The organism is Synechococcus sp. UW105 (assembly GCF_900473935.1).
Taxonomy (GTDB): Bacteria; Cyanobacteriota; Cyanobacteriia; order PCC-6307; family Cyanobiaceae; genus Synechococcus_C.
On sequence record NZ_UCNN01000017.1, the window covers coordinates 63,771 to 83,651 of the forward strand.

The following is a 19,881-nucleotide window of genomic DNA, read 5'->3' on the forward strand; positions in this document are numbered from 1 at the left end:
GTCAAGCTGCCCGTTCAGTCGCAGGATTGAGTCCCTCACCAGTCTTGAGCAGATCCTCGGCTTCAGCCACCGGGAAGCGGTTGATCGCCCTCAGCGCCTGACGGGCATGACTGCGCAGCTGCTCGCTGATCGCTTCGCAGTAGGGCACCTGGGCCAAAAGATCCACCGTTCGCCGCATGATTCGCACCACATCGCCCTCATCCAAGGAGGTGTTAGCGATGAGGTCATTCCAGGCGCAGCCATTGGCCCACGCCTCGACCAGCCCCATCAGCTCGGGCTCCCACCACACAGGCACCACCACGTTGGAGCGTTCCTGGGCCCGCAACAGTTCGCGGCGAAGTCCCATCAGATCATGCAAAGCCTCCTCAGCTCGCGGCGGGGGCGGGAAACCACTCCATAGATCCGGCCGGTTCACTTCAGTGCTGATCGCCTCGAACACTGCTGCCAACTCTTGTGGCGGCAGATCATCCAGATGGCCGCTCATCAAGGCCAGACCAAGCCAGAGCTCGTTATCACCCCGAAGGGCTGCAACGGTACGGCCAATCTCCGTGGGCTGAAGATCGTCAAGACAACCAAAGTGCTGAAGGATCTCGATCAGGGCCAGGAAGGTGTCCCAATGGCGATTGGCCCGATGATGCAAGAGCTGCTGGCGTTCGCCGATCTCGATCTCTAGCTCTTCCATACGCCGCCGATGCTTCTTGAGCTGACGCCGATCACCCCAGCGGTGAGCGGGATGGGCCTCCAGATCCTCCTCCAACTCCTTCACCAGCCTGGCCTGGGAAAGCACCTCACCAGCCAGGTCGTATTGGGGCGTTGTCATGTCATGGCGTTGGGCCATATGCGCCACTGCCAGAGCAAGACCACCGCTCTGCTGGTCACCATGACGCAACTCGCCAGCTCGATGGAGGTCGAGAGCGGTGACACTGTCCACCTGGAGGCAGCTGAGCTCTGCATGCAGACTCACGACCGCCTGACAGGGCAGCAACAGCCAGACATTGTCGTGCGTCAGGCAGAGCAGCAATGGAAACTGACCCGGGCCATCGAGCTTGTCAACAATCACCGCTGGGGTGACACCACCGCGCAGTTGTGGGGCCTTCAGACTCACCAGCGTTCCGGTACTGGCGAACTGAAGCGCCAGGGTGAGTTCATTGGCCAAGGTTTCCTCAGCCTGCTGCTGCAGGATGCGCAGCAGTCTCCTCTCCTCGCGCAGGCGTCCACGCCGTTTCTCATAATCCTCGAAGTCTTCCCAAGGCACATCTCCTGACGTGCCCTGGAGTTGGCCGAGCTGAAGACGCAACTGATTGAGGATCTCCTCCTCCTCCACCAAGTCGAGGCTTGCCAGATAGCGCCCGAAGCTGCGCTCGACCAACTCCCGCGCCTTCGAGAGGTCATGGCGAGCAAGCAGATTGAGCACCATGCCATAGCTGGGAGTGAACTGACTCACCAGCGGATCCGCAGGGCTGGTGGCCAACTGCCCCGCCTCGCGGACCCCCTCAAAGCGGCTCTGCACAGTGACCACATACCCCTTGGAGTCGAGACCACGGCGCCCCGCACGACCGGCCATCTGTAGAAATTCACTGGCCATCAAGGGGCGATGGCCCCGTTCTGTGCGCTTCGACAATGAAGCGATCACAGTGCTCCTGGCAGGCATATTGATGCCGGCAGCCAGGGTTTCGGTAGCAAAAACCACCTTCACCAATCCCTGCTGAAACAGCTCTTCAATCAACTCTTTCCAAGCCGGAAGCACACCGGCATGGTGTGCAGCAATCCCTCTCAGTAGGGCATCGGCATGGAGCCCGTCACGGACGGCTTCCGGGTTGGCAAGGGTATAGGCCCGCAAACGCGCAGCGATCCGGGCTTGTTCTTCTGTCGAGACGAGGCACTGCACGCCGAGATCACGAACAGCCTTATCGCATCCGCGCCGGCTGAAGATGAAATAGATCGCCGGAAGCATGTCCCGCTCTGCCATCTGGGCCACCACGAAACTGATCGGTGGCGGTTCTGGCTGCGGTGGTTTTGGGGAGCGACCCTTGCGCTTGTGACCTTTGGGAGCACGCCACACCTTGCAGTTGGGATGCAAACCATTACCGGCTTCATTCAGCAAAGGATGCAATCCCTTGGCACTGCAGAAGCTGAACTGCAGCGGCACCGGACGGAAATCGCTCAAGACGAGCCTTGTCGGCCCGTGAACACGCTCAATCCAATCGGTGAGTTGACCTGCGTTGGCGACCGTGGCTGACAGCGCCACCAACTGGACCGATGGCGGGCAATGAATGATCGATTCCTCCCAAACGGTGCCGCGCTGAGAGTCATTCATGTAATGGCACTCGTCGAGGACCACAGCCTCAACATCAGCAAGGGGATCGTTGCCCTTGTCCACTTCCGCATAGAGCATGTTGCGGAAGATCTCGGTTGTCATCACCACGACCCTGGCGTCGCGATTGACGCTCAAATCACCGGTCATCAGGCCAACATTGTCTTGACCGAACTGCTCGCGGAAATCCCGTAATTTCTGATTGGACAGTGCTTTTAAAGGGGTGGTGTAAAACACCTTCTGACCGTGCGCGATGGCGCGGTGAATGGCATATTCACCCACCAAGGTCTTTCCTGAGCCTGTGGGAGCACTCACCACGACCGACTGTCCCTGATTGAGGGCATCGATCGCTTCAAGCTGGAAGTCATCCAGTGCGAAGGAAAACAGCTGCTCGAGGTCAATCACCCCATTGATTGCAGACTGCGCAGAGGGTGAATCATGATCAGCCATGGCCAAGATCCTAGGGAGGCCATGGCCTCACACCGACAGGCGTGATCCAAAGTGAATCGATGGCCAGCATCCCGCCCGCTCGCCGCCGCAGCCTGCGCACCTGGGTGCCCAAGCCCGGATCGGATCGCCTGCGACCCTCCGGCACCCACCCATCCCATCAGGGCCTGGTTGATCTGGCGAGCAATGATTATCTCAATCTGGCCCGACATCCCCTGCTGCAACAGGCCGCCTGGCGGGCCATCAAGGATCAAGGGGTCGGCGCCGGTGGTTCGCGTCTGGTGAGCGGTAGCCGTCCGGTCCATGAGGAGCTGGAAGCCGCTCTGGGGTCCTGGTTGGGCTGGAAACGGGCCTTTCTCTTTCCCAGTGGCTTTCAAGCAAACCTGGCGGCGGTGACAGCCCTCACGGATCGACACACCACGGTGCTGGCCGACCGGCTCATCCATCACTCCCTACTGGTGGGTGTTCAAGCGAGCGGTGCCCGGCTCAAGCGGTTCGCCCATAACAACCTTGGAGATCTCAGTCTTCAGCTCGAGAACATTCGCAGGGCAAGGCCGTCCCAGCCGCTGCTGGTGATCACCGAAAGTCTGTTCAGCATGGAGGGAACCAGCCCGGATCTGGCGAGCATGGTGGCGCTCTGCTGTGCCCATGACGCAAAGCTGCTCGTCGATGAAGCACACGCCCTCGGAATCCTTGGGCCCAATGGAGAAGGACTGGCGGCAACCATTGCAACGCCCAGTGATCACATCCATCACGGCGTCACGATGGTGAGCGGCACCTTCGGCAAGGCATTCGGCAGTGGCGGCGCCTTTCTCGCTTGTGATGACGAAGTGGGAGATCAACTGCTGCAAAGCAGCGGCGCATTCCGCTACACCACAGCCCTAGCCCCCCCCCTGGCAGCTGCAGCCCTGGCGGCCCTCCAACTCATCCAGGCTCACCCCCACTGGGGCAGGGAGTTGGTGGAGCGTGCTGAGCACTGGCGCGATCGCATCGCGACTGCGGGCTGGCCAAGGCCAAGGGGGCGTGGCCCGATCCTGCCGTTGCTTGTGGGCGATGACCAAACCGCCCTGAATCTGCAGCAACAACTGGAGCAGGCAGGCCTACTCAGCATTGCCATCCGTCCCCCCACGGTGCCGGAGGGCAGTGCAAGGCTGCGCCTAGTGCTGCATCGGCAGCAGAGTGATGACACCTTGGAACTCTTGCTGCACTGCCTGGCGAAGGCTCAATGACCGCTACCCCATGACCGCAATCACACTGCGATGAAACAAGTCATCGCCATGCATGGTTGGAGCGGCGACAGCCGTGTATGGCGCCCTTGGCAGCGCCGCTTCCAACACCATGGGTGGACGTGGCAAAACGGAGAGAGGGGGTACGGGTCACGTCCACCCTTCATGCCCACCTGGAGCAGCGATCGCAGTCCGGTCCAACAACAGCGCCGCGTGATCATCGGCCACTCTCTTGGTCCCCATCTGCTGCCCGAACCGGTGCTCAGAGCGTCAACCGACGTGGTGCTGCTGGCCTGCTTCAGCCGTTTTGTGCCTGTAGGGCGAGCCGGACGAGCCCTGCATACCGGGCTGATCGGCATGGGCCACTGCATCGGCACAGACCAAGAAAGGACCATGCTTCACACCTTTCTCAACCGGGCTGCAGCCCCTGAATCTGCAAGCGGGCTACCAGCAAACCCTGTACACGACGGGCTTTCGACTGCAGGCAGACAACGACTGCGTGCGGATCTCACACAGCTCCGTGACACCGCATCGCTTCCCTCTGGTCTTCCCACCGGTGCCAGGGTGCTGGTGGTGAATGCGGGCGCAGACGCGATTGTGGTGGCCGAAGCACGCCGGCAATTGCTGGAAGATCTCCAGCACCATCTCCAACACAAACCCAGCATCTGGACTCTGGAGGGCAGTGGCCATGCCTTGCTCGTACCCGATCTGCTGTTGCGCGTGCAGGAATGGCTTGAACACTCCGGAACAGCACCATGACCTCCACCATCTCTGAACAATCCCCCCTCCAGCTGGTGGTCTGTGGGACAGACACCGATGTCGGCAAGACGGTGGTTAGTGCCTTGTTGGTGCAGGGGCTGGGGGCGAGCTACTGGAAACCGGTGCAAAGTGGTCTGAGCGAAGGCAGTGACCGTCAGCAGGTGATCAAGCTGCTGAACCTGCCCGAGCAGCGCTGGATCCCGGAGGCCTACGTGTTCCAAGCGCCCGTCTCGCCTCACTGGGCGGCGGAACGCGAAAGCAAACGGATCAATCCCGCCCATCTCCGTCTCCCATCTGTGACCTCACCACTTGTCGTGGAATGTGCGGGAGGGCTGCTGGTGCCACTCACGCGCGACTGGTTGCAAATCGATCAGCTAGAACGCTGGCGACTGCCCATCGTGCTGGTGGCCCACAGCGGCCTGGGCACCCTCAATCACACCCTGCTCAGCCTCGAGGCCTTAAAGCGCCGGGACCTTCCCGTGCTGGGACTGATCCTGAATGGCCCCTGTCATGCCGACAACCCACGCACCCTGGAGCAGCTGGGGAAGGTGCCGGTCCTCGCACAGCTGCCACCCCTGAATCCACTGAATGCAGAGACCCTGCAACGTGAGTGGCAACAGCAGAATCTCGGCCCTAAGTTCAAAGCAGTACTCACCCAAGCAAGCAACTGAGCATGAGCCGCCGACAGACATGGGCAACCCTTGCAGTCATCCTGCTCTGCGGAGGCATCCTTGTTCTGTTCACTGATGTGGAGTTGAATCTGGTGCGCTGGGTCAACTGCGGGCCTCTCTCCACCGGAGCAGAAGAGCGCAGTGAAGTCTGTCGCTAATGCAGCCCAAAGAATTGGGGATCCCAAAGGCCACCTTGTGACCCATTCATGCTCATCAAAGCGAGCTGGTTGGAGGATCAACGGCTGCGCTTGAGACTGTTGGTGGCAAGCCATCAGGGACCTGCCCGCATGGCAGCCTCAACATCCAATCGGGACAGTCCGTAGGGGAAGCTGCGTTGGCAGGGCCTGCCAGTGTGTTCCCAGGTCACCAGAAGGTCTTCCTGGTCCAAACGGATCTGAGCGGACCATGTGGGTTGTTGCCAATGCCAGAGGCAAGGGTCTGACTCCGTGCGAACGGCACCGAGTTCGTTGAGCCATTCTTCAAGTGAGCGGAGTGAATGGCGATTGAGTGGTGTCTGGCCCGGTGGCAGTGGGGTCATCGCTGCGAACCTTGATCAAAGGCTGAGCCAAAGTCTGATCTGCCACCAACCAACTGGGTTGCACCTGGAGTTCCAAGCCTCGGGCCCAGGCGCCACCGATGCCCAGCAACAGGCAGAAGATCAGAGCCAGCAGCAACAGCAACAGTGCCCACCATTCCCCCCCGGAAAGAGGGCGACGTTCCCCGACACGACCCCAACCATCCGAATTAGCGAGAGGTGTCGCTTGAGCTTTCTCGGCTGCTTGCTGCTGTTGAAGGCACTGCTGCTGCAAGGACGCGTCATAGGCAGCCCGCCGGGTGGGATCCTGCAACTGGTCATAGGCTTCGCGCAACAGCCTGAACTGTCGCGCCGCCTCAGCGGCTGGAAGGCTGGTGGTATCAGGATGGAGCGCCTTGCTGCGGCTGCGGAAGGCCTGACGCAGTGTGTGGCTATCAGCTCCTGGCCCTACCCCAAGACGTTCGTAATGAGTCGGTGGGGTGCTCACACTCCGATCTGCAGAGGCCACATCGAAGCGGGAGGCCAAGCGTCATCCTAGGAAGACTTGTCCTTCGCGCTCCATGCCGTCCACGTCCCTTTTTAGTGTTCCTGGTCCTGAACTTTGGAACGCCTTGGGCTGGGCTCCAAACGAGGTGCAGCTCCTCCAGTTCCAGACCTTGCAGAGCGAACTTCTGAGCTGGAATTCCCGCGTCAACCTGACACGGCTATTGGAGGGAGAAGACTTTTGGGTGTCGCAGATCATTGACAGTCTCTGGCCCCTGCATCAGGAACTGGAAACTGCGACAGCTCCTCGCCGCTGTATCGATGTGGGCACCGGTGGAGGCTTCCCTGGGCTAGCAGTCGCCATTGCCCTGCCGGGGGCCCAACTCACTCTGGTGGATTCGGTCGGCCGAAAAACCACCGCAGTCCTGGCCATGGCAGAGGCGATTGGCATCAAAGACAGAGTCACCGTTCGTACCGAGCGCGTGGAGCTGACAGGCCGCGATCCTTCCTGCCGCGGCCACTTTGACCTGGCCATGGCTCGTGCCGTAGCGGCGGCCCCTGTGGTGGCCGAATATCTGGTGCCACTGCTGCGCAACGAGGGCGAGGCACTCCTGTATCGCGGCCGCTGGAGCGTTAACGATCAGCAGGAGCTGGAACAAGCCTTGGCCCCCCTCAAAGCTCGGATCAGAGCGCGTGATGCTCTGGAACTGCCAGCGGGAAAAGGCATGCGCCATCTTTTGCGCCTGCAAGCGACCGGCCCCTGTCCCAAAACCTATCCCCGGGCTGTGGGACTGCCTGCCAAGCTCCCCCTTGGCGCCAACAGCGGTTGAAGACGGGAAGGGCAATGCATCAGATCTGCGCCAGACGCTGCTGCGCGCATCCGCCGACCCGTTGCCGTAACCCCCGCAACAGGGTTGGGATCTGATCAGCCCAGGGGCTCTTCGTGAGTGCAGCTCTTAAGCAGGCTTCACTCACATCCCGATCGAGCAGATCGGCATTCGCCCCAGGGAACCAATGGGATCCCTGACCCAACAGGCCGTAGCGGGCCTTGGCATAGCCCTCTAAGCCCCAGGCCTCTACCAAACCGTGCAACCAGAGCAACACAGGCAGGTTGATCTCGCCAGGTGTGTCTTCCCAACTCGGCAATCCGGCTTGCCAGGTCTCACACCAGGCATCTCCGAGAGCCATGCGGGCTGCAGATTGGAGCCGCTCAATGATCGGCAGGATCAAAGCAGGAGCCTGATCAAGCAAGGCAACCGCCTCTAGATGCAAATCAAGATCGCTTGGTTGGGAAGGGCCAACGCTGATCGTATGCACCCTGGGATCACTGAGACAAAAAAGATCGTTGAAGACGATCGGATGCAAGGGTGCGCAAAGCTCCACCAACCTGGGCGAGGGAGTATGCAGATGCCCGCCCTTATCGGTAGGGCTGATGATGAAAACACCCATGTCATGGCGCCTCGCAGCCGTGAGGGCCAGATCGTTGTCCTGGCGTATGAAGTACCAGTGCAAATTGACGTAATCAAAACGATCGGTGGCGATCGCCTTCAGGATCAGGTCCGTTGGACCGTGGGTGGAGAAACCCACATGACCGATGCGGTTCTCGCTTTGCCAGCGCCGCACCACCTCCAGACAGCCCCCTGACCGAATGGTCCAGTCGAGATGCTCTGACAGGTTGATTCCATGAATCGCCAGCAGATCAAGACGGGCCCCACCAAGCCGCTCCACACTGAGCTCAAGCTCTCGTTCAAACACAGCCGGGTCTTCACGGGGTGGCACCTTGGTCTGGAGAAGGCGTTGCGGATCACAAGCCTTCGGCAACGCCCAGCCGATCTGGCGCTCGGAACTGCCGTAATGCCTGGCGGTTTCCACATGGTGAAAACCGCAATCCACGGCTTTCTGCAGCGTGGCTTCAACCGTCTTCTGTGACTCAGGCTTGATCTCTTCTGCAGGGAGATCGGTCCAGCTCTGCTGAAAGCGCATGCCCCCGAGCGAAAGCACCGGGATTGATAACTCCGTGCGCCCAAAACGCCGGGTGGGCAAGCCGGCCGCCATCAGAACTTTTGCCGGCGGTGCCGTGAGGGAGAGGGCAAACCCAAAGGCAACATCTCCATGCCCTCAAGACGCTCGCGGAGACCATCAAGCTCCTCAAAGCCGACCCAATGAATGCAATCCACCGGGCAAGTCTCGATCGCCTCTTGGATGCAGGATGTGCTGTCGCCATCCTGACGAATCGCCCGAGAACGCCCCAGGCTTGGTTCAATCACAAAGGTGTTGGAAGCCACGTGAGAGCAGTAACGACAGCCGATACAAACTGCCTCATCCACCCAAACAGCTTGTTCTCTCAGAGCACCGCCGAGAACAGGCTCTGATCCAGTCGGACCATCGGACTCAACAGCCGAGGCCCTGTAGGCGACAGAAGGGTCAAAAGGAAAGGTCACGCAACAGTCGGAACCAGGAATTAAGCATCCCAGCGCGTCACAACAAGCTCGATTGATCCATCCTGACAATCACGTTGTTCAGCGACTTCAAACCCTTCTTGAGCGCTTGCTTTCAAAACAGTATTGAACGCATAGCGCTGAGTGAGTTTGGACAGAAAACGCTCGATCGGCACTTGTTGTCTCCAGAGATCGAGATCGGTGACCAATTCATAGGCGCCGGTTTCTGCATTCCAGCGAAAGCCAAGATCCCCACCATCGCTCATCGCCACTGCCAGTTCGGCTTCCACTGTCTGACCGCGATAGCCGCGCACCACTCTTGATCCCTCCTCTGGGGAATAGCCAAGATCACGCAGGGCCGCGACCAGAGGCTCACGTTGACGGAGCTCGGTTTTGACAGTGCTGAAGTGAGACATCAGAGATGTTTAACGGACAGGGGCTGGGATTGCTCAGAAGGTGTGGTGTAGGCCTCAGATGTGGCCTCTCGCCGTTCGACGGAGCCTAAAGCGGTCTCCAGCCGTTCGGTGAGTCCCAGGCAAGCCTCTCCCTGAAGACCTTCAACCCGTTCCTCGACGCGACCATCGGGGCGGATCCGAAAGCGGAGTGTGCGCTGGGGCATGCACCTCAGTCAATGTTCGGCAGATGCTAAGCAACGTTGCCAAAGGCTGGGGTTTATCTGTTACAGCTCGGCCACAGAGTGGTTGAAGTCGTGATCAGACGCGATCAGACGATGCTTTACGCCAGAAGCCCCTCGTCCACCAACGTCTGCACCCGTTCCAGCAAGTCAGGCTGATCAAGCTGCTCCAACGCAGCTCGAGCTTCATCGCGCACAGAGGCTTCAGGGTCGTGCACCAAGGCTTGAACAAATGCCTCCATCACCTGCTCGCGGCGCGGCGCCTCCAATTGATCGATCAACTGGCCAAGTGACCAGATGCAGTTACTACGTACCACCGGCTCACTATCGATCCCGAGGCTGACCAACAGCTCGGAGGCAACAAGATCAGCCTTGGCCGCTGAGACCATCCCCGCTTCTGCCAACGAAACGGATGCCCACAGACGCACGGCCGCGATATCGGTTTGGAGGGCACGAACCAGGGGGTTGAGCACAGGAGCATCGGCATGGTTGCCCAGACTCCAAACCACTGCCTTGCGCACGTAGCCGTTGGAGTCGGACTGCAGAAGATTCAGAAGAGGCTCTACGGCCACTGGAGATGGATTCCGTCCAAGGGCATACACCGCACTCATCCTCAACACAGGACACATCTCCTGAAGCAGAGGGAGAAGCTGTGGCACTGCACGAGGGTCTCGGTATTCACAGAACACCCTCAATCCCTGCAAACGATCCTCATGACTACCCAGCAACCACTTCAGGCCTGCGTCACACTCTCGTGCCGCTACGAGTGCCTCATCTTCACTTTCCTCGCAGGCGATCTCATCAAGAGGATCACCAAGCAGCTCGGCGGCAAGCTCCCTCTCAAGCACCTCAGGGTCAATGGCGAGATCGGCCAACCCCTCGTCTCCTGACTGGTTTTCAAGATCACTCATGATGCTGATCGTAAAGGCAGCTGGATGGCATGAATCAGCCGATGGGGGCAGGGGCGAGCATGTCGCCTGGCAACCAGATCCGGGCACTAACGGCCACGAGGGCTAAGGCGAAGAGCAGCACAATCAGCGCCGGCAGAAGAGTGGAACGGAAGAACTGCAACTTGAAGAGGCTTTCACTCCATTCTGAAACCTGTTTAACCGGGGCGGGACCGTAGCCCATACGTTTTGAGCAGAGGCAAACCGCAGAGCACTGCCAGCGCAATCCCAAACCAACCGGTCAGAGATTGATGCAGCAAGAAAGCCCCTGAGCCAATCAGGGCACCGAAAAGCACACCACTACTGAGCAGGAATCGTCGAATCAGTTCGTCAAGAGGATCGACGACATCCACATCAAATCGCTGGCGCCATCGTCTCCAACCCGGCCCGGGAGGCTGCACCTTGCGGACAAAACGCTCGATCACATCGGGCGATTCAGGCGGCGTCATCAGCATCACCAGAACCCAAACCATCGCCGTAATGCCTGTGGTGACCATCAGGCGCTCGCCGTAATCGTCAATCTTCAGCGGAGGGATCCAAACCAAGCGATCCAGCAGCGGATCTAATTTTCCGGACGTACTCAGGCCCACAACGAAGCCACAAATCATGGCCGCCAACTCAGCGGCTGCATTGATGCGCCACCAGAACCAACGCAGGATAAGGACTGCGCCTGAACCCGTTCCGATCACAATGACCAAGCGAAAAATGTCGCCAACGCTCTGAGCCAACATGGCCACAACAACCCCGCAGACGAGCAACAACACACTGATGATCTGCCCCACCAGCAGCAATTCCCTCTGGCTGGCCTTGGGATGCACAAAGCGCTGATAGAGGTCATGGGTGAGATAGCTGGCACCCCAGTTCACCGAGGTACTCACGGTGCTCATGAAGGCCGCCACTAGCGACACAACCACCAGGCCCAGAACCACCGGAGGTAGATAACGCACAGCCAAGATCGGATAACTGAGCTCCCAGTCACCACCAGGTGGGAGCAGCACCAGGGCAGCAAGAGCCACCACCACCCACAACCAGCTACGCAACAAATAATTGACGACGAGAAACACCCAGCCGGCCAACTGGGCCTGACGCTCATCTCGGGTCGCCAGCATGCGCTGAATAAATTCACCGCCACCATCACTGCGACGAAAGCTCCACCACTGCACCGTCAGATAGGCCAAGAAGGTGGCAACACTGATTTGGGCTCCGCCAATCCACCTCACGCCCATCCCAGCTGAAGCCGACCAGTTGAAGCCCCCCTCCTTCCAGGGCCATATCCCGCTGAAATCCCCTTCCCAGCGCCATGGCACCAGCGAGAGCAGTTCCGGTCGACCGAGATCGTTGATCTGGGTGAGCATCGCCTCCATGCCTCCGGCGGCATGCACCGCAGCCCAGGCCACGGCCAGAGCACCAAGCATGGCCAGCACCAGCTGCACAAAATCGGTGACCACAACCGCCCACAGCCCGCCAGCAACTGTGTAAATAAGCACCAGCACCGCCACGACTGCGAGCAACAACACAGTGTCAGAGAGGCCAAGGGTGACGATGCCGGAGCCAACCTTTCCCTGAAATTCGAAGACCGTTTGGTTCGAAACGAGACCGAGGGCCTCCACCACCTTGCGCATGGCCAGGAAGGCGTAGCCGATGCCGATGCAGTTCACCGGAAGAGCCAGCAGAAAGGCCTTGGTCCCCCGCAGCCAGGCGGCGGTTGCTCCGCCGTAACGCAGCTCCGTGAAGGCAGCGTCGGTCATCACGCCACTACGGCGCCACAAGGGTGCAAACACCACAGCCATCGCCACATGAGCTAGACCAAAACCCCACCATTGCCAGTTCCCTGCCAGGCCTTGAGTTCCAACCAAACCAGCGACATAGAGAGGCGTATCAATGGAGAAGGTGGTCGCCGCCATCGACGCACCCGCTAGCCAGCCACTGAGGCTGCGACCGGCAACGAAGTAATCGTCTTCACTGCGGTTACGGCGTGACAACCACAGACCCAGCACCAGCGTGCCAAGCATGTAGACAGCAAGAATCAGCCAGTCGACTCCGGTCATGGCTCGATACAGGTGGAGGCAGTCTCCCTTAGATCGTGGGTTCTGACCTGTTTTGTCTCCGCAATTGACCACAGGCGGCGTTCTGATCCAGTCCGCGGCTGGCCCGCAGGCTGACGGCCACGCCACGCCGCTCCAGAACCCGGCGGAAACCAGCAATCCGCTCTGATGAGGGTCTCTGGAATTCCTCCTCCTCGATCGGGTTGTAGGCGATCAGGTTCACATGGCTCTGAAACCCCCCAACCCGATCGGCCAGCTCCTCAGCATGGGCTGGATGGTCATTGAGGCCGCCCAGAAGGATGTATTCGAAGCTCACCCGCCGGCCCGTGATCGCCAGATAGTGACGACAGTCGTCGAGCAGCTCGTCATAGGGATAAGCGTGAGCGGTAGGAATTAACTCCTCGCGCAGCTGCTGGTTGGGGGCATGCAGACTCACCGCCAAAGTGAACTGGGCGCGGCCAAGTTTCTCCATGGCCAGTTCCGCCAGCTTGGGCAAGGTGCGGGGCACCCCCACGGTGCTCACGGTGATCCTGCGCAGGCCAATGCCGAGATCGTCGTTGAAGCAACGAATCGCCTCCAAGACCGCCTCGATGTTGAGTAGCGGCTCGCCCATGCCCATGAACACAACATGGGAAGGGCGGCGATCCATCACCTCGCGGATACTGAGCACCTGATCAACGATTTCGTGAGTTGCCAGCGAACGTTGAAGACCGCCTTTTCCTGTGGCACAGAACCGACAGGCCATCGGACATCCCACCTGACTCGAGACACACACCGTGAGCCGCTGATCTGTAGGGATGCCAACCGTTTCGATCGTCTCGGCATCATCGGTACCGAGCAGCAACTTGGTGGTGGCATCACTCGCCACAGACCGCAGTTGCTCATGGAGGCGTCCAACCACCACGCCCTGATCTTGCAATGCCGCACGCCAAGCCTTAGGCAGCACGGTGATCGCATTCAGATCACGAGCCCCTTTGCCATACAGCCAATCATGCAGTTGACGACCGCGAAAGGCCGCCTGCCCCTGGGCCACAGCCCACTGCTCAAGCTCAGCAGCACTGCACCCGAGCAGAGCAGAGCTCACCAGGAAATCACGCCGTGACCGAGCTTGTATTCAAGGGCCAGCAAGGCGATAAAGCCGAGCATGGCCACGCGACCATTGAACTTTTCGGTATGGGTGTGGAAGCCATACCGAGGCAACTTGCGTTTGGGGATCAGTGTGGGATCAAGCATGACCGGGACACATGGGACAAGTCAGTCTGGAGTGGAGGAAGCCACTGCTGTGAAGGTTGAGCAGAGACTCACTCATCGCTGAGAAGACCTTCTTCTTGAAGCCCTTCCACAGCTTCAGCATCCACCACCTGCTCTTCCTTCAGCTCGTTGTCGGCGTCAGGACGGGCAAAGGCAGCAAGGCTGCTCTTGTCCTCGATGCCATGACGGGTACGAGTGGCGGACAGATCGGCATCACTGGGATCATCAAGAACTGCAGTCGCCTTGGCGGCATCGGCGGCAGGCATGTCAACGGTGTAGTCGGGGCGAAGGTTTTGCATCCGGCGATACCCAGCCGGGTCTTCCGACAGGATGTCGGGATGGGGCCCGGCTTCTGCACGCAGCTCCTCTTCGAAACCGCTGAAGCCAGTTCCTGCAGGGATCAAGCGTCCGATGATCACGTTCTCCTTGAGACCCCGCAACCAATCACTCTTCCCTTCAATCGCCGCTTCAGTCAACACGCGAGTGGTCTCCTGGAAGGAGGCCGCGGAGATGAAGCTATCGGTGTTGAGAGAAGCCTTGGTGATGCCCAGCAGCACTGGGGTGAACTCAGCGGGGGCACCACCTGTGATCGACATGGCCTGGTTCGTGTCCTCGACCTGACGTAACTCGATCAACTCCCCAGGCAGCAGGGTGGTGTCGCCAGCGTCCTCAATTCTCACCTTGCTCGTCATCTGACGGACAATCACTTCAATGTGCTTGTCATCAATGGAGACGCCCTGAGACTTGTAGACGTTCTGCACTTCATTCACCAGACGGTGCTGAAGCTTGGCGATCGCCTCTTGGGCTGCATCCATCAGTGGCTTGCGAGAGCGCAGATCCTCGAAGATGCACTCCAGAAGTTCATGCGGATTGATCGGGCCATCAGTGAGCAGCTCACCGGCATGGACTTGCTGTCCATCGCTGACCATGACGTTGCGGCCCAGAAGGATCGGATATTCAGCCACGGCATCGTCGGCTTCAATCACCGTGACCGTGGTGGTCTCGTCATCTTCACCCTGCTTGATCTCAACGACGCCGGGCTTCTTGCAGAGGATCGTCGATTCCCGCGGACGCCGGGCTTCTAGCAATTCTTCAATTCGAGGTAGACCCTGAACGATGTCACCGGTCTTCTGTCGCTCAAACACCAGAAGAGCCAAGGCATCACCTCGTTGCACAAGGTCGCCATCGCGAACGTGGAGAACGGAGTCTGGCGAAATCATGTAGGGGCGGCCGAGACGCAGAGTGACGGAATTACCTTCCACCGCTTCGATCTCTCCACAGCAGCCGGCGGGTTGACCGGCGCAGAGCTCTTCCCCATCCACCACTCGCTCACCAACACCCACCGTCGGCTTAGCGCTGGTGGTGATTGTGGTGGTGTCTTCCTCACGCTCGACGATCAAACGGCGCACGGGCTCATCATCGAGTTCTTCAGGCATCTGGGCCACACCCTCCTGCTTGCAAAGGATCTGGGTGGTCGCAACCACATCAGCAGCCTTGATCGACTGACCATCTTCCACCTGTAATTCGGTGTGGGTCGAGCCATGGCTGGAGTCGGACATGGTGTCACGACGCACGAGGATGCTCTCAAGGATCACCAGCTGCAGACGTTCGATCGTTTTGGCTCGCTTGTCTGGCACGCGCTCCACATCAACGGTCATCTGCGGAGTGGTCTCGAAGGTTTCGAGACTGAGCTGAGTCTTCAGGAGCTCGACGCCCTCCACAGACTTGACCAACTCGTTGTCCTTGAAAGCGAGGCGCTGGGTGGCTTTCAATCCCAGATGGGGACCGTTGGGCTGCTTCACGTGACCAAGCTCAGGCAGCTGAGCTTCGTTGGGGATGGTGTACTCCTCAACGGGACGCAAGAGCAGACCTGTGCCTTCCGGCGTCTCCACGGCTTGGACATAGACCATCGCATCGCTATTGATGCCCTTCGCGATCGCCTCACCGGGATTCACCATGACACCGTCACCTTGGAAGCGCTCAAGCGCCTTCTTCTCGGTGCAGAGGTGGAAACTGCCACTGCGCACGATGATCTCGCGCAGGATGTCGTTTTTCTGGGTGACGGTGACGATGCCGGCGGTCTGACTAAAGATGTCTTTCACCACCTCGGTGCCAGCTTCGATCCACTGGCCGTCCTCGATCATCAACAAGGAGATGTCCTTGTTGATTTCATGGGTCTCTTGGGGGATCCAGAGCATGGTGCCGCCCTTGTTGACCTCGTAACCGTTTTTGGCGGAACGGGCCTTCTTAATGGCCAGACCGGTGGCGAAACGCACCAAACCGCCGGTCTGAGTCCGAAAACGATCATCAGCGAGTTCGGCCACCACTTCACCCGATCCGATTTTGCTACCGGGGATGGTGTTGAGACGGTAACGCGTGCCGTCCTTCGCCTCCAAATTCCAGATTTCTCCTGCGTGGGTGGACTCACCCAACAGCTTGAAGTCTTTGAGCGTCATCGCGGTGGTGACAATCTGCACCTCGCGAGAGTCACCGAGGGAGTCGCGCAAGCGGACATCACCGCCGAACTCACTTGCCTGGCTGGCCTCGGCAAGCACCTGGCCCTCCGTGACCGTGTCGCTCGGTTTGACCACCGGCTTGGCATTGGGGGGCAGGTTGTAAACATCACCGGCGAGAACCCACATCCGGCCGAGTCTCTGAGCCTTGCGTGTGATGTTGCCCTGACGATCAGTCACCTCTCTGGGCTGAATCGCCTGCTCATAACGCACCTGACCTGCCAGGTCGCAGATGACATCTTTGGTTGCTTTCTCAACGCTCTTCTTGACAGCGCCGGCAGAGATCTGGGCGACAGTGACGTCAGAGGCGATCTGCTGGCCGTTGTCGACAAACAACAGCGAACCGTTCGTGATTTCGATCTTCTGTGCCTTGCCCTTGCCAGACGGCTTGATCGTGAGTGTGAAATCGATCTCGGCCTGCTCAGCATTCACACCATGAGGGGTGCGGTAAAGACGCACACGCGCTTTAGGCCCAAATTCAACAGTGCCCTCAACTTTGGAGCGCACAACACCGGTTTCAGCAGTGGAGACACCACCGGTATGGAAGGTGCGCATGGTGAGCTGGGTCCCGGGCTCACCGATGGACTGAGCCGCAACGATGCCGACGGCCTCGCCCAGGTCCACAAGCTCGTTATGAGCCAGCGCCCATCCATAACACTTTCGGCAGACCGAACGGTTGGCTTCACAAGTGAGGGGAGACCGCACCATCACTGCAGGCACTTCGGCCTTCTCAAAGCGTTTTGAGAGAGGCGGATCAATTTCGGTGTTGCGCTCCGCCAGCACCTCACCCTCAGTATTAACGACCTGATCGGCGGTGAGGCGTCCAACAAGGCGACTTCCGTACTTGCCGTCCTCGGCCTTCACCATGATCGAGCGGGTGGTGCCGCAGTCGTCCTCACGGACGATCACATCCTGGGCGACGTCGACAAGACGACGGGTGAGATAGCCCGAGTCTGCGGTCCGCAGTGCCGTATCCACCAGACCCTTACGGGCGCCGTAGGAGGAGATCACATACTCGGTGACCGTTAATCCCTCCCGGAAATTAGTGCGAATCGGAAGGTCAATGATCTCGCCCTGGGGATTGGCCATCAGGCCACGCATGCCCACCAGCTGACGCACCTGCGACATATTGCCGCGAGCACCTGAGTTGGCCATCATCCAGACCGAGTTGAGCGGATCGTTCTGGTTGAAGTTCTTCTTGACTGCATCGACCAGACGCTCATTCGTCTCGGTCCAGGTGTCGATCACTTTGGTATGACGTTCCACCTCGGTGATCTCGCCAAGGCGATACGACTCCTCGGTGGCCGTGATCAGTTCTTCCGCCTGCCCGAGTAGATCCTGCTTGGCTTCCGGCACCTTGAGGTCATCCACCGAAATGGACACAGCCGCCTGGGTGGCATACCTAAAACCCAAATCCTTGAGCTGGTCAGCCATCACTGACGTGGCTGCTGTGCCGTGGTGCTTATAAGCCCAGGCGACCAGCTGTTTGAGGCCCTTCTTGTCCACCACCCGATTGCGAAAGGGTGGTGGAGTCTTGGCAAGAGCCCTGCTGGCTGCAGCAGCGGCAGCGGCCTTGGCAGCCTTGGCCTTGGCAGCCTTAGAGCCCTTGGCGGATTTGCGGGATTTGGAAGGAGTGGAGGTCATGGCAGCGATCAGTCAGTCGTTCAGAAAAGGGGAAATAACGGGATCAATTCAGGCGTCAGGTGGCTGCCACCGAATCAATGATCGTGTGATTCATGACGACACGGCCCACTGTTGTGAGGATGTAGCGACTGATCAGCGCTCCGTCCTCATCGAAACGATCTCGGCGATAGGTCCACTGTTCGAGGCGGGTTCCATCGCTGAGAGTCTCGGACTTGATCGGTTGATCCAGTTCTTCCTCATCGTCGACTTCACCGTTGAAACGGACCCATACCCACTGATGCAGGCTGAGGCGATTGTCCGCGTGAGCACGGATCACATCTTCTAGATCGGAGAAGGTGCAGGAGCGATCGCCGAAGTCCACGGTCTTGGCATCGGGCTGGAGAGCTGTGAGGTAGTAAGCACCAAGCACCATGTCTTGGGAAGGAGTGATGATCGGCTCCCCGGTAGCAGGCGAAAGGATGTTGTTGCTCGCCAGCATCAGCATGCGAGCTTCCGTCTGCGCTTCAATCGCCAAGGGCACGTGCACTGCCATCTGGTCACCGTCGAAGTCGGCGTTGAAAGCCGGACAAACCAAGGGGTGGAGCTGGATGGCCCGACCATCAACAAGCTTCGGTTCAAAGGCTTGGATGCCGAGACGGTGCAGGGTTGGAGCACGGTTGAGCAGGATCGGGTGACCATCGATCACTTCCTGCAGCACCTGCATCACCTCATCATCCGCACGCTGGATGAGCTTTTTAGCTGCCTTGATGTTGTTGACGATGTTTTGGCGGATCAGGCGATGGATCACAAACGGCTGGAACAGCTCGATTGCCATCTCCTTGGGTAGGCCGCACTGATGCATCTTCAGCTTCGGTCCAACCACGATCACAGAACGACCGGAGTAATCAACCCGCTTACCAAGCAGGTTCTGACGGAAACGACCCTGCTTACCTTCAATGATGTCGCTCAGTGATTTGAGCGGACGATTATTCGCACCGACCACGGTGCGGCCACGACGCCCATTGTCGATCAGTGCATCGACGGCCTCCTGCAACATCCGCTTCTCGTTGCGGACGATAATTTCAGGGGCAAGGATCTCCTGCAGGCGAGCCAACCGGTTGTTCCGGTTGATCACACGGCGGTAAAGGTCATTGAGATCCGAGGTCGCAAAACGACCGCCATCGAGCTGCACCATCGGACGCAGATCGGGGGGGATCACGGGGATCACATCCAGCACCATCCACTCGGGACGAGCATTGGTCGCGATGAAGTTGTCGATCACGCGCAGGCGCTTGATCAACTTGGCGCGTTTCTGGCCCTTACTGCCGGCGATCTCCTCACGCAGCTGCTCGGCCACCTCCTGAAGGTTGAGGTCTTCCAGCAACTGCTTGAGAGCCTCAGCGCCGATGCCCACCACCGGCTCATTCTCGATCTCGGAATCCTCTGCATAGATCTCGTCTTCGATCTCCAGCCACTCATCCTCAGTGAGCAGCTGCTTGTACTTCAGATCCTTGTGATCGCCAGCATCAAGAACGGTGTAGCAGTTGAAGTAGACGATCTGCTCGACATCACGCAGTGGCATGTCAAGCAGGATCGCCACGTAACTGGGAATGCCCTTGAGGTACCAGACATGGGATACGGGAGCTGCCAGCTTGATAAAGCCCATGCGATGGCGTCGCACCCGGCTCTCCGTGACCTCCACACCACAGCGTTCACAAACAATGCCGCGATGACGCACCCGCTTGTACTTGCCGCAATGGCACTCCCAATCCTTTGAGGGACCGAAGATCTTCTCGCAAAACAGCCCGTCCATCTCGGGCTTCAGCGTGCGGTAATTGATGGTCTCAGGCTTGGTGACCTCTCCCACCACCTGTCCATTGGGGAGGGTGCGCTGACCCCACTCCATCACCCGGTCAGGGGATGCAAGTGTGATCTTGACGTAATCGAAGTGATTTTCAGTGCGGAGATTGCTGTTGCTCATTGACGGTTAGGGAA

General features: G+C 59.2%; 19 protein-coding genes. 5 read left to right on the plus strand and 14 right to left on the minus strand.

The genetic code is table 11. The features are described from left to right. Position 1 precedes the first annotated feature (1 nt). Entirely contained in the window at positions 2-2,764 is a 2,763-nt protein-coding gene (locus tag DXY16_RS06730) for an RNA helicase (RefSeq protein WP_115120493.1), read from the minus strand. Positions 2,765-2,823: 59 nt separating this feature from the next. On the opposite strand from DXY16_RS06730, the gene DXY16_RS06735 reads away from it, so the two are divergent. Genes DXY16_RS06735 through DXY16_RS14715 form a run of 4 tightly spaced genes read left to right on the plus strand, consistent with a single transcriptional unit; the run spans position 2,824 to position 5,575 of the window. Then, positions 2,824-3,990: an aminotransferase class I/II-fold pyridoxal phosphate-dependent enzyme gene (locus DXY16_RS06735; protein WP_115120494.1), complete on the plus strand. Its 1,167-nt coding sequence runs from the start codon at positions 2,824-2,826 to the stop codon at positions 3,988-3,990. A 30-nt stretch (positions 3,991-4,020) separates the two neighbouring features. After that, a complete protein-coding gene (locus tag DXY16_RS06740) occupies positions 4,021-4,746 on the plus strand; it encodes an alpha/beta hydrolase (protein WP_115120495.1) in 726 nt (241 codons plus the stop codon). Further along, positions 4,743-5,417: a dethiobiotin synthase gene (gene bioD / locus DXY16_RS06745; RefSeq protein ID WP_115120496.1), complete on the plus strand. Its 675-nt coding sequence runs from the start codon at positions 4,743-4,745 to the stop codon at positions 5,415-5,417. The genes DXY16_RS06740 and bioD overlap by 4 nt, the downstream gene beginning before the upstream one ends. Before the next feature lie 2 nt (positions 5,418-5,419). Next, the gene (locus DXY16_RS14715; protein ID WP_170953877.1) at positions 5,420-5,575 is read left to right on the plus strand and encodes a hypothetical protein; all 156 of its coding nucleotides are present in this window, start codon (positions 5,420-5,422) and stop codon (positions 5,573-5,575) included. A 113-nt stretch (positions 5,576-5,688) separates the two neighbouring features. Here the strand turns inward: DXY16_RS14715 and DXY16_RS06750 are convergent, their stop codons facing one another. Both DXY16_RS06750 and DXY16_RS06755 read right to left on the minus strand, forming a co-directional pair. After that, positions 5,689-5,955, minus strand: a complete 267-nt coding sequence (locus tag DXY16_RS06750) for a DUF3143 domain-containing protein (protein ID WP_115120497.1) — start codon at positions 5,953-5,955, stop codon at positions 5,689-5,691. Further along, positions 5,897-6,478 carry a J domain-containing protein gene (locus DXY16_RS06755; RefSeq protein WP_244281588.1) on the minus strand — a complete coding sequence of 194 codons (582 nt, stop codon included), beginning with the start codon at positions 6,476-6,478 and terminating at the stop codon, positions 5,897-5,899. Before DXY16_RS06755 ends, DXY16_RS06750 begins: the two co-directional genes overlap by 59 nt. Positions 6,479-6,512: 34 nt before the next feature. On the opposite strand from DXY16_RS06755, the gene rsmG reads away from it, so the two are divergent. Next, positions 6,513-7,265: a 16S rRNA (guanine(527)-N(7))-methyltransferase RsmG gene (gene rsmG, locus DXY16_RS06760; RefSeq protein WP_115120498.1), complete on the plus strand. Its 753-nt coding sequence runs from the start codon at positions 6,513-6,515 to the stop codon at positions 7,263-7,265. A 19-nt stretch (positions 7,266-7,284) separates the two neighbouring features. On the opposite strand, the gene DXY16_RS06765 is transcribed toward rsmG, so the two are convergent. The 11 genes from DXY16_RS06765 to DXY16_RS06815 all read right to left on the minus strand — a co-directional run bounded on the left by DXY16_RS06765 (position 7,285) and on the right by DXY16_RS06815 (position 19,867). Next, positions 7,285-8,490 carry an aldo/keto reductase gene (locus DXY16_RS06765; RefSeq protein ID WP_115120499.1) on the minus strand — a complete coding sequence of 402 codons (1,206 nt, stop codon included), beginning with the start codon at positions 8,488-8,490 and terminating at the stop codon, positions 7,285-7,287. Beyond that, positions 8,490-8,876, minus strand: a complete 387-nt coding sequence (locus DXY16_RS06770; RefSeq protein ID WP_115120500.1) for a ferredoxin — start codon at positions 8,874-8,876, stop codon at positions 8,490-8,492. Before DXY16_RS06770 ends, DXY16_RS06765 begins: the two co-directional genes overlap by 1 nt. Positions 8,877-8,896: 20 nt before the next feature. Then, positions 8,897-9,289, minus strand: a complete 393-nt coding sequence (locus DXY16_RS06775; RefSeq protein WP_115019588.1) for a DUF1257 domain-containing protein — start codon at positions 9,287-9,289, stop codon at positions 8,897-8,899. Beyond that, the gene (locus DXY16_RS06780; protein WP_115019590.1) at positions 9,289-9,492 is read right to left on the minus strand and encodes a DUF2997 domain-containing protein; all 204 of its coding nucleotides are present in this window, start codon (positions 9,490-9,492) and stop codon (positions 9,289-9,291) included. The genes DXY16_RS06775 and DXY16_RS06780 overlap by 1 nt, the downstream gene beginning before the upstream one ends. A 116-nt stretch (positions 9,493-9,608) precedes the next feature. Next, positions 9,609-10,418: a HEAT repeat domain-containing protein gene (locus DXY16_RS06785; RefSeq protein WP_115120501.1), complete on the minus strand. Its 810-nt coding sequence runs from the start codon at positions 10,416-10,418 to the stop codon at positions 9,609-9,611. A 34-nt stretch (positions 10,419-10,452) separates the two neighbouring features. Continuing rightward, on the minus strand, positions 10,453-10,578 hold the full coding sequence (locus DXY16_RS15270) for a hypothetical protein (protein WP_256359588.1): 126 nt from the start codon (positions 10,576-10,578) through the stop codon (positions 10,453-10,455). Between the two features lie 34 nt (positions 10,579-10,612). Then, positions 10,613-12,502: a sodium:solute symporter family protein gene (locus tag DXY16_RS06795; RefSeq protein ID WP_115120503.1), complete on the minus strand. Its 1,890-nt coding sequence runs from the start codon at positions 12,500-12,502 to the stop codon at positions 10,613-10,615. 28 nt (positions 12,503-12,530) lie between these two features. Continuing rightward, positions 12,531-13,583, minus strand: coding sequence for a 23S rRNA (adenine(2503)-C(2))-methyltransferase RlmN (rlmN, locus tag DXY16_RS06800; RefSeq protein ID WP_115120504.1), 1,053 nt, complete (start codon positions 13,581-13,583; stop codon positions 12,531-12,533). Continuing rightward, positions 13,580-13,732: a high light inducible protein gene (locus tag DXY16_RS06805; RefSeq protein WP_115120505.1), complete on the minus strand. Its 153-nt coding sequence runs from the start codon at positions 13,730-13,732 to the stop codon at positions 13,580-13,582. Before DXY16_RS06805 ends, rlmN begins: the two co-directional genes overlap by 4 nt. Positions 13,733-13,800: 68 nt before the next feature. Further along, the gene (locus tag DXY16_RS06810) at positions 13,801-17,907 is read right to left on the minus strand and encodes a DNA-directed RNA polymerase subunit beta' (RefSeq protein WP_115120506.1); all 4,107 of its coding nucleotides are present in this window, start codon (positions 17,905-17,907) and stop codon (positions 13,801-13,803) included. A gap of 55 nt (positions 17,908-17,962) precedes the next feature. Next, entirely contained in the window at positions 17,963-19,867 is a 1,905-nt protein-coding gene (locus DXY16_RS06815) for a DNA-directed RNA polymerase subunit gamma (protein ID WP_115120507.1), read from the minus strand. Between the last annotated feature and the right edge of the window lie 14 nt (positions 19,868-19,881).

Coding starts and splice junctions, on each gene's coding strand:
- DXY16_RS06730 (WP_115120493.1), bottom strand. CDS start 2,764: ATGGCTGATCATGATTCACCCTCTGCGCAGTCTGCAATCAATGGGGTG.
- DXY16_RS06735 (WP_115120494.1), top strand. CDS start 2,824: ATGGCCAGCATCCCGCCCGCTCGCCGCCGCAGCCTGCGCACCTGGGTG.
- DXY16_RS06740 (WP_115120495.1), top strand. CDS start 4,021: ATGAAACAAGTCATCGCCATGCATGGTTGGAGCGGCGACAGCCGTGTA.
- bioD (WP_115120496.1), top strand. CDS start 4,743: ATGACCTCCACCATCTCTGAACAATCCCCCCTCCAGCTGGTGGTCTGT.
- DXY16_RS14715 (WP_170953877.1), top strand. CDS start 5,420: ATGAGCCGCCGACAGACATGGGCAACCCTTGCAGTCATCCTGCTCTGC.
- DXY16_RS06750 (WP_115120497.1), bottom strand. CDS start 5,955: ATGACCCCACTGCCACCGGGCCAGACACCACTCAATCGCCATTCACTC.
- rsmG (WP_115120498.1), top strand. CDS start 6,513: ATGCCGTCCACGTCCCTTTTTAGTGTTCCTGGTCCTGAACTTTGGAAC.
- DXY16_RS06765 (WP_115120499.1), bottom strand. CDS start 8,490: ATGGCGGCCGGCTTGCCCACCCGGCGTTTTGGGCGCACGGAGTTATCA.
- DXY16_RS06775 (WP_115019588.1), bottom strand. CDS start 9,289: ATGTCTCACTTCAGCACTGTCAAAACCGAGCTCCGTCAACGTGAGCCT.
- DXY16_RS06780 (WP_115019590.1), bottom strand. CDS start 9,492: ATGCCCCAGCGCACACTCCGCTTTCGGATCCGCCCCGATGGTCGCGTC.
- DXY16_RS06785 (WP_115120501.1), bottom strand. CDS start 10,418: ATGAGTGATCTTGAAAACCAGTCAGGAGACGAGGGGTTGGCCGATCTC.
- DXY16_RS06795 (WP_115120503.1), bottom strand. CDS start 12,502: ATGACCGGAGTCGACTGGCTGATTCTTGCTGTCTACATGCTTGGCACG.
- DXY16_RS06805 (WP_115120505.1), bottom strand. CDS start 13,732: ATGCTTGATCCCACACTGATCCCCAAACGCAAGTTGCCTCGGTATGGC.
- DXY16_RS06810 (WP_115120506.1), bottom strand. CDS start 17,907: ATGACCTCCACTCCTTCCAAATCCCGCAAATCCGCCAAGGGCTCTAAG.
- DXY16_RS06815 (WP_115120507.1), bottom strand. CDS start 19,867: ATGAGCAACAGCAATCTCCGCACTGAAAATCACTTCGATTACGTCAAG.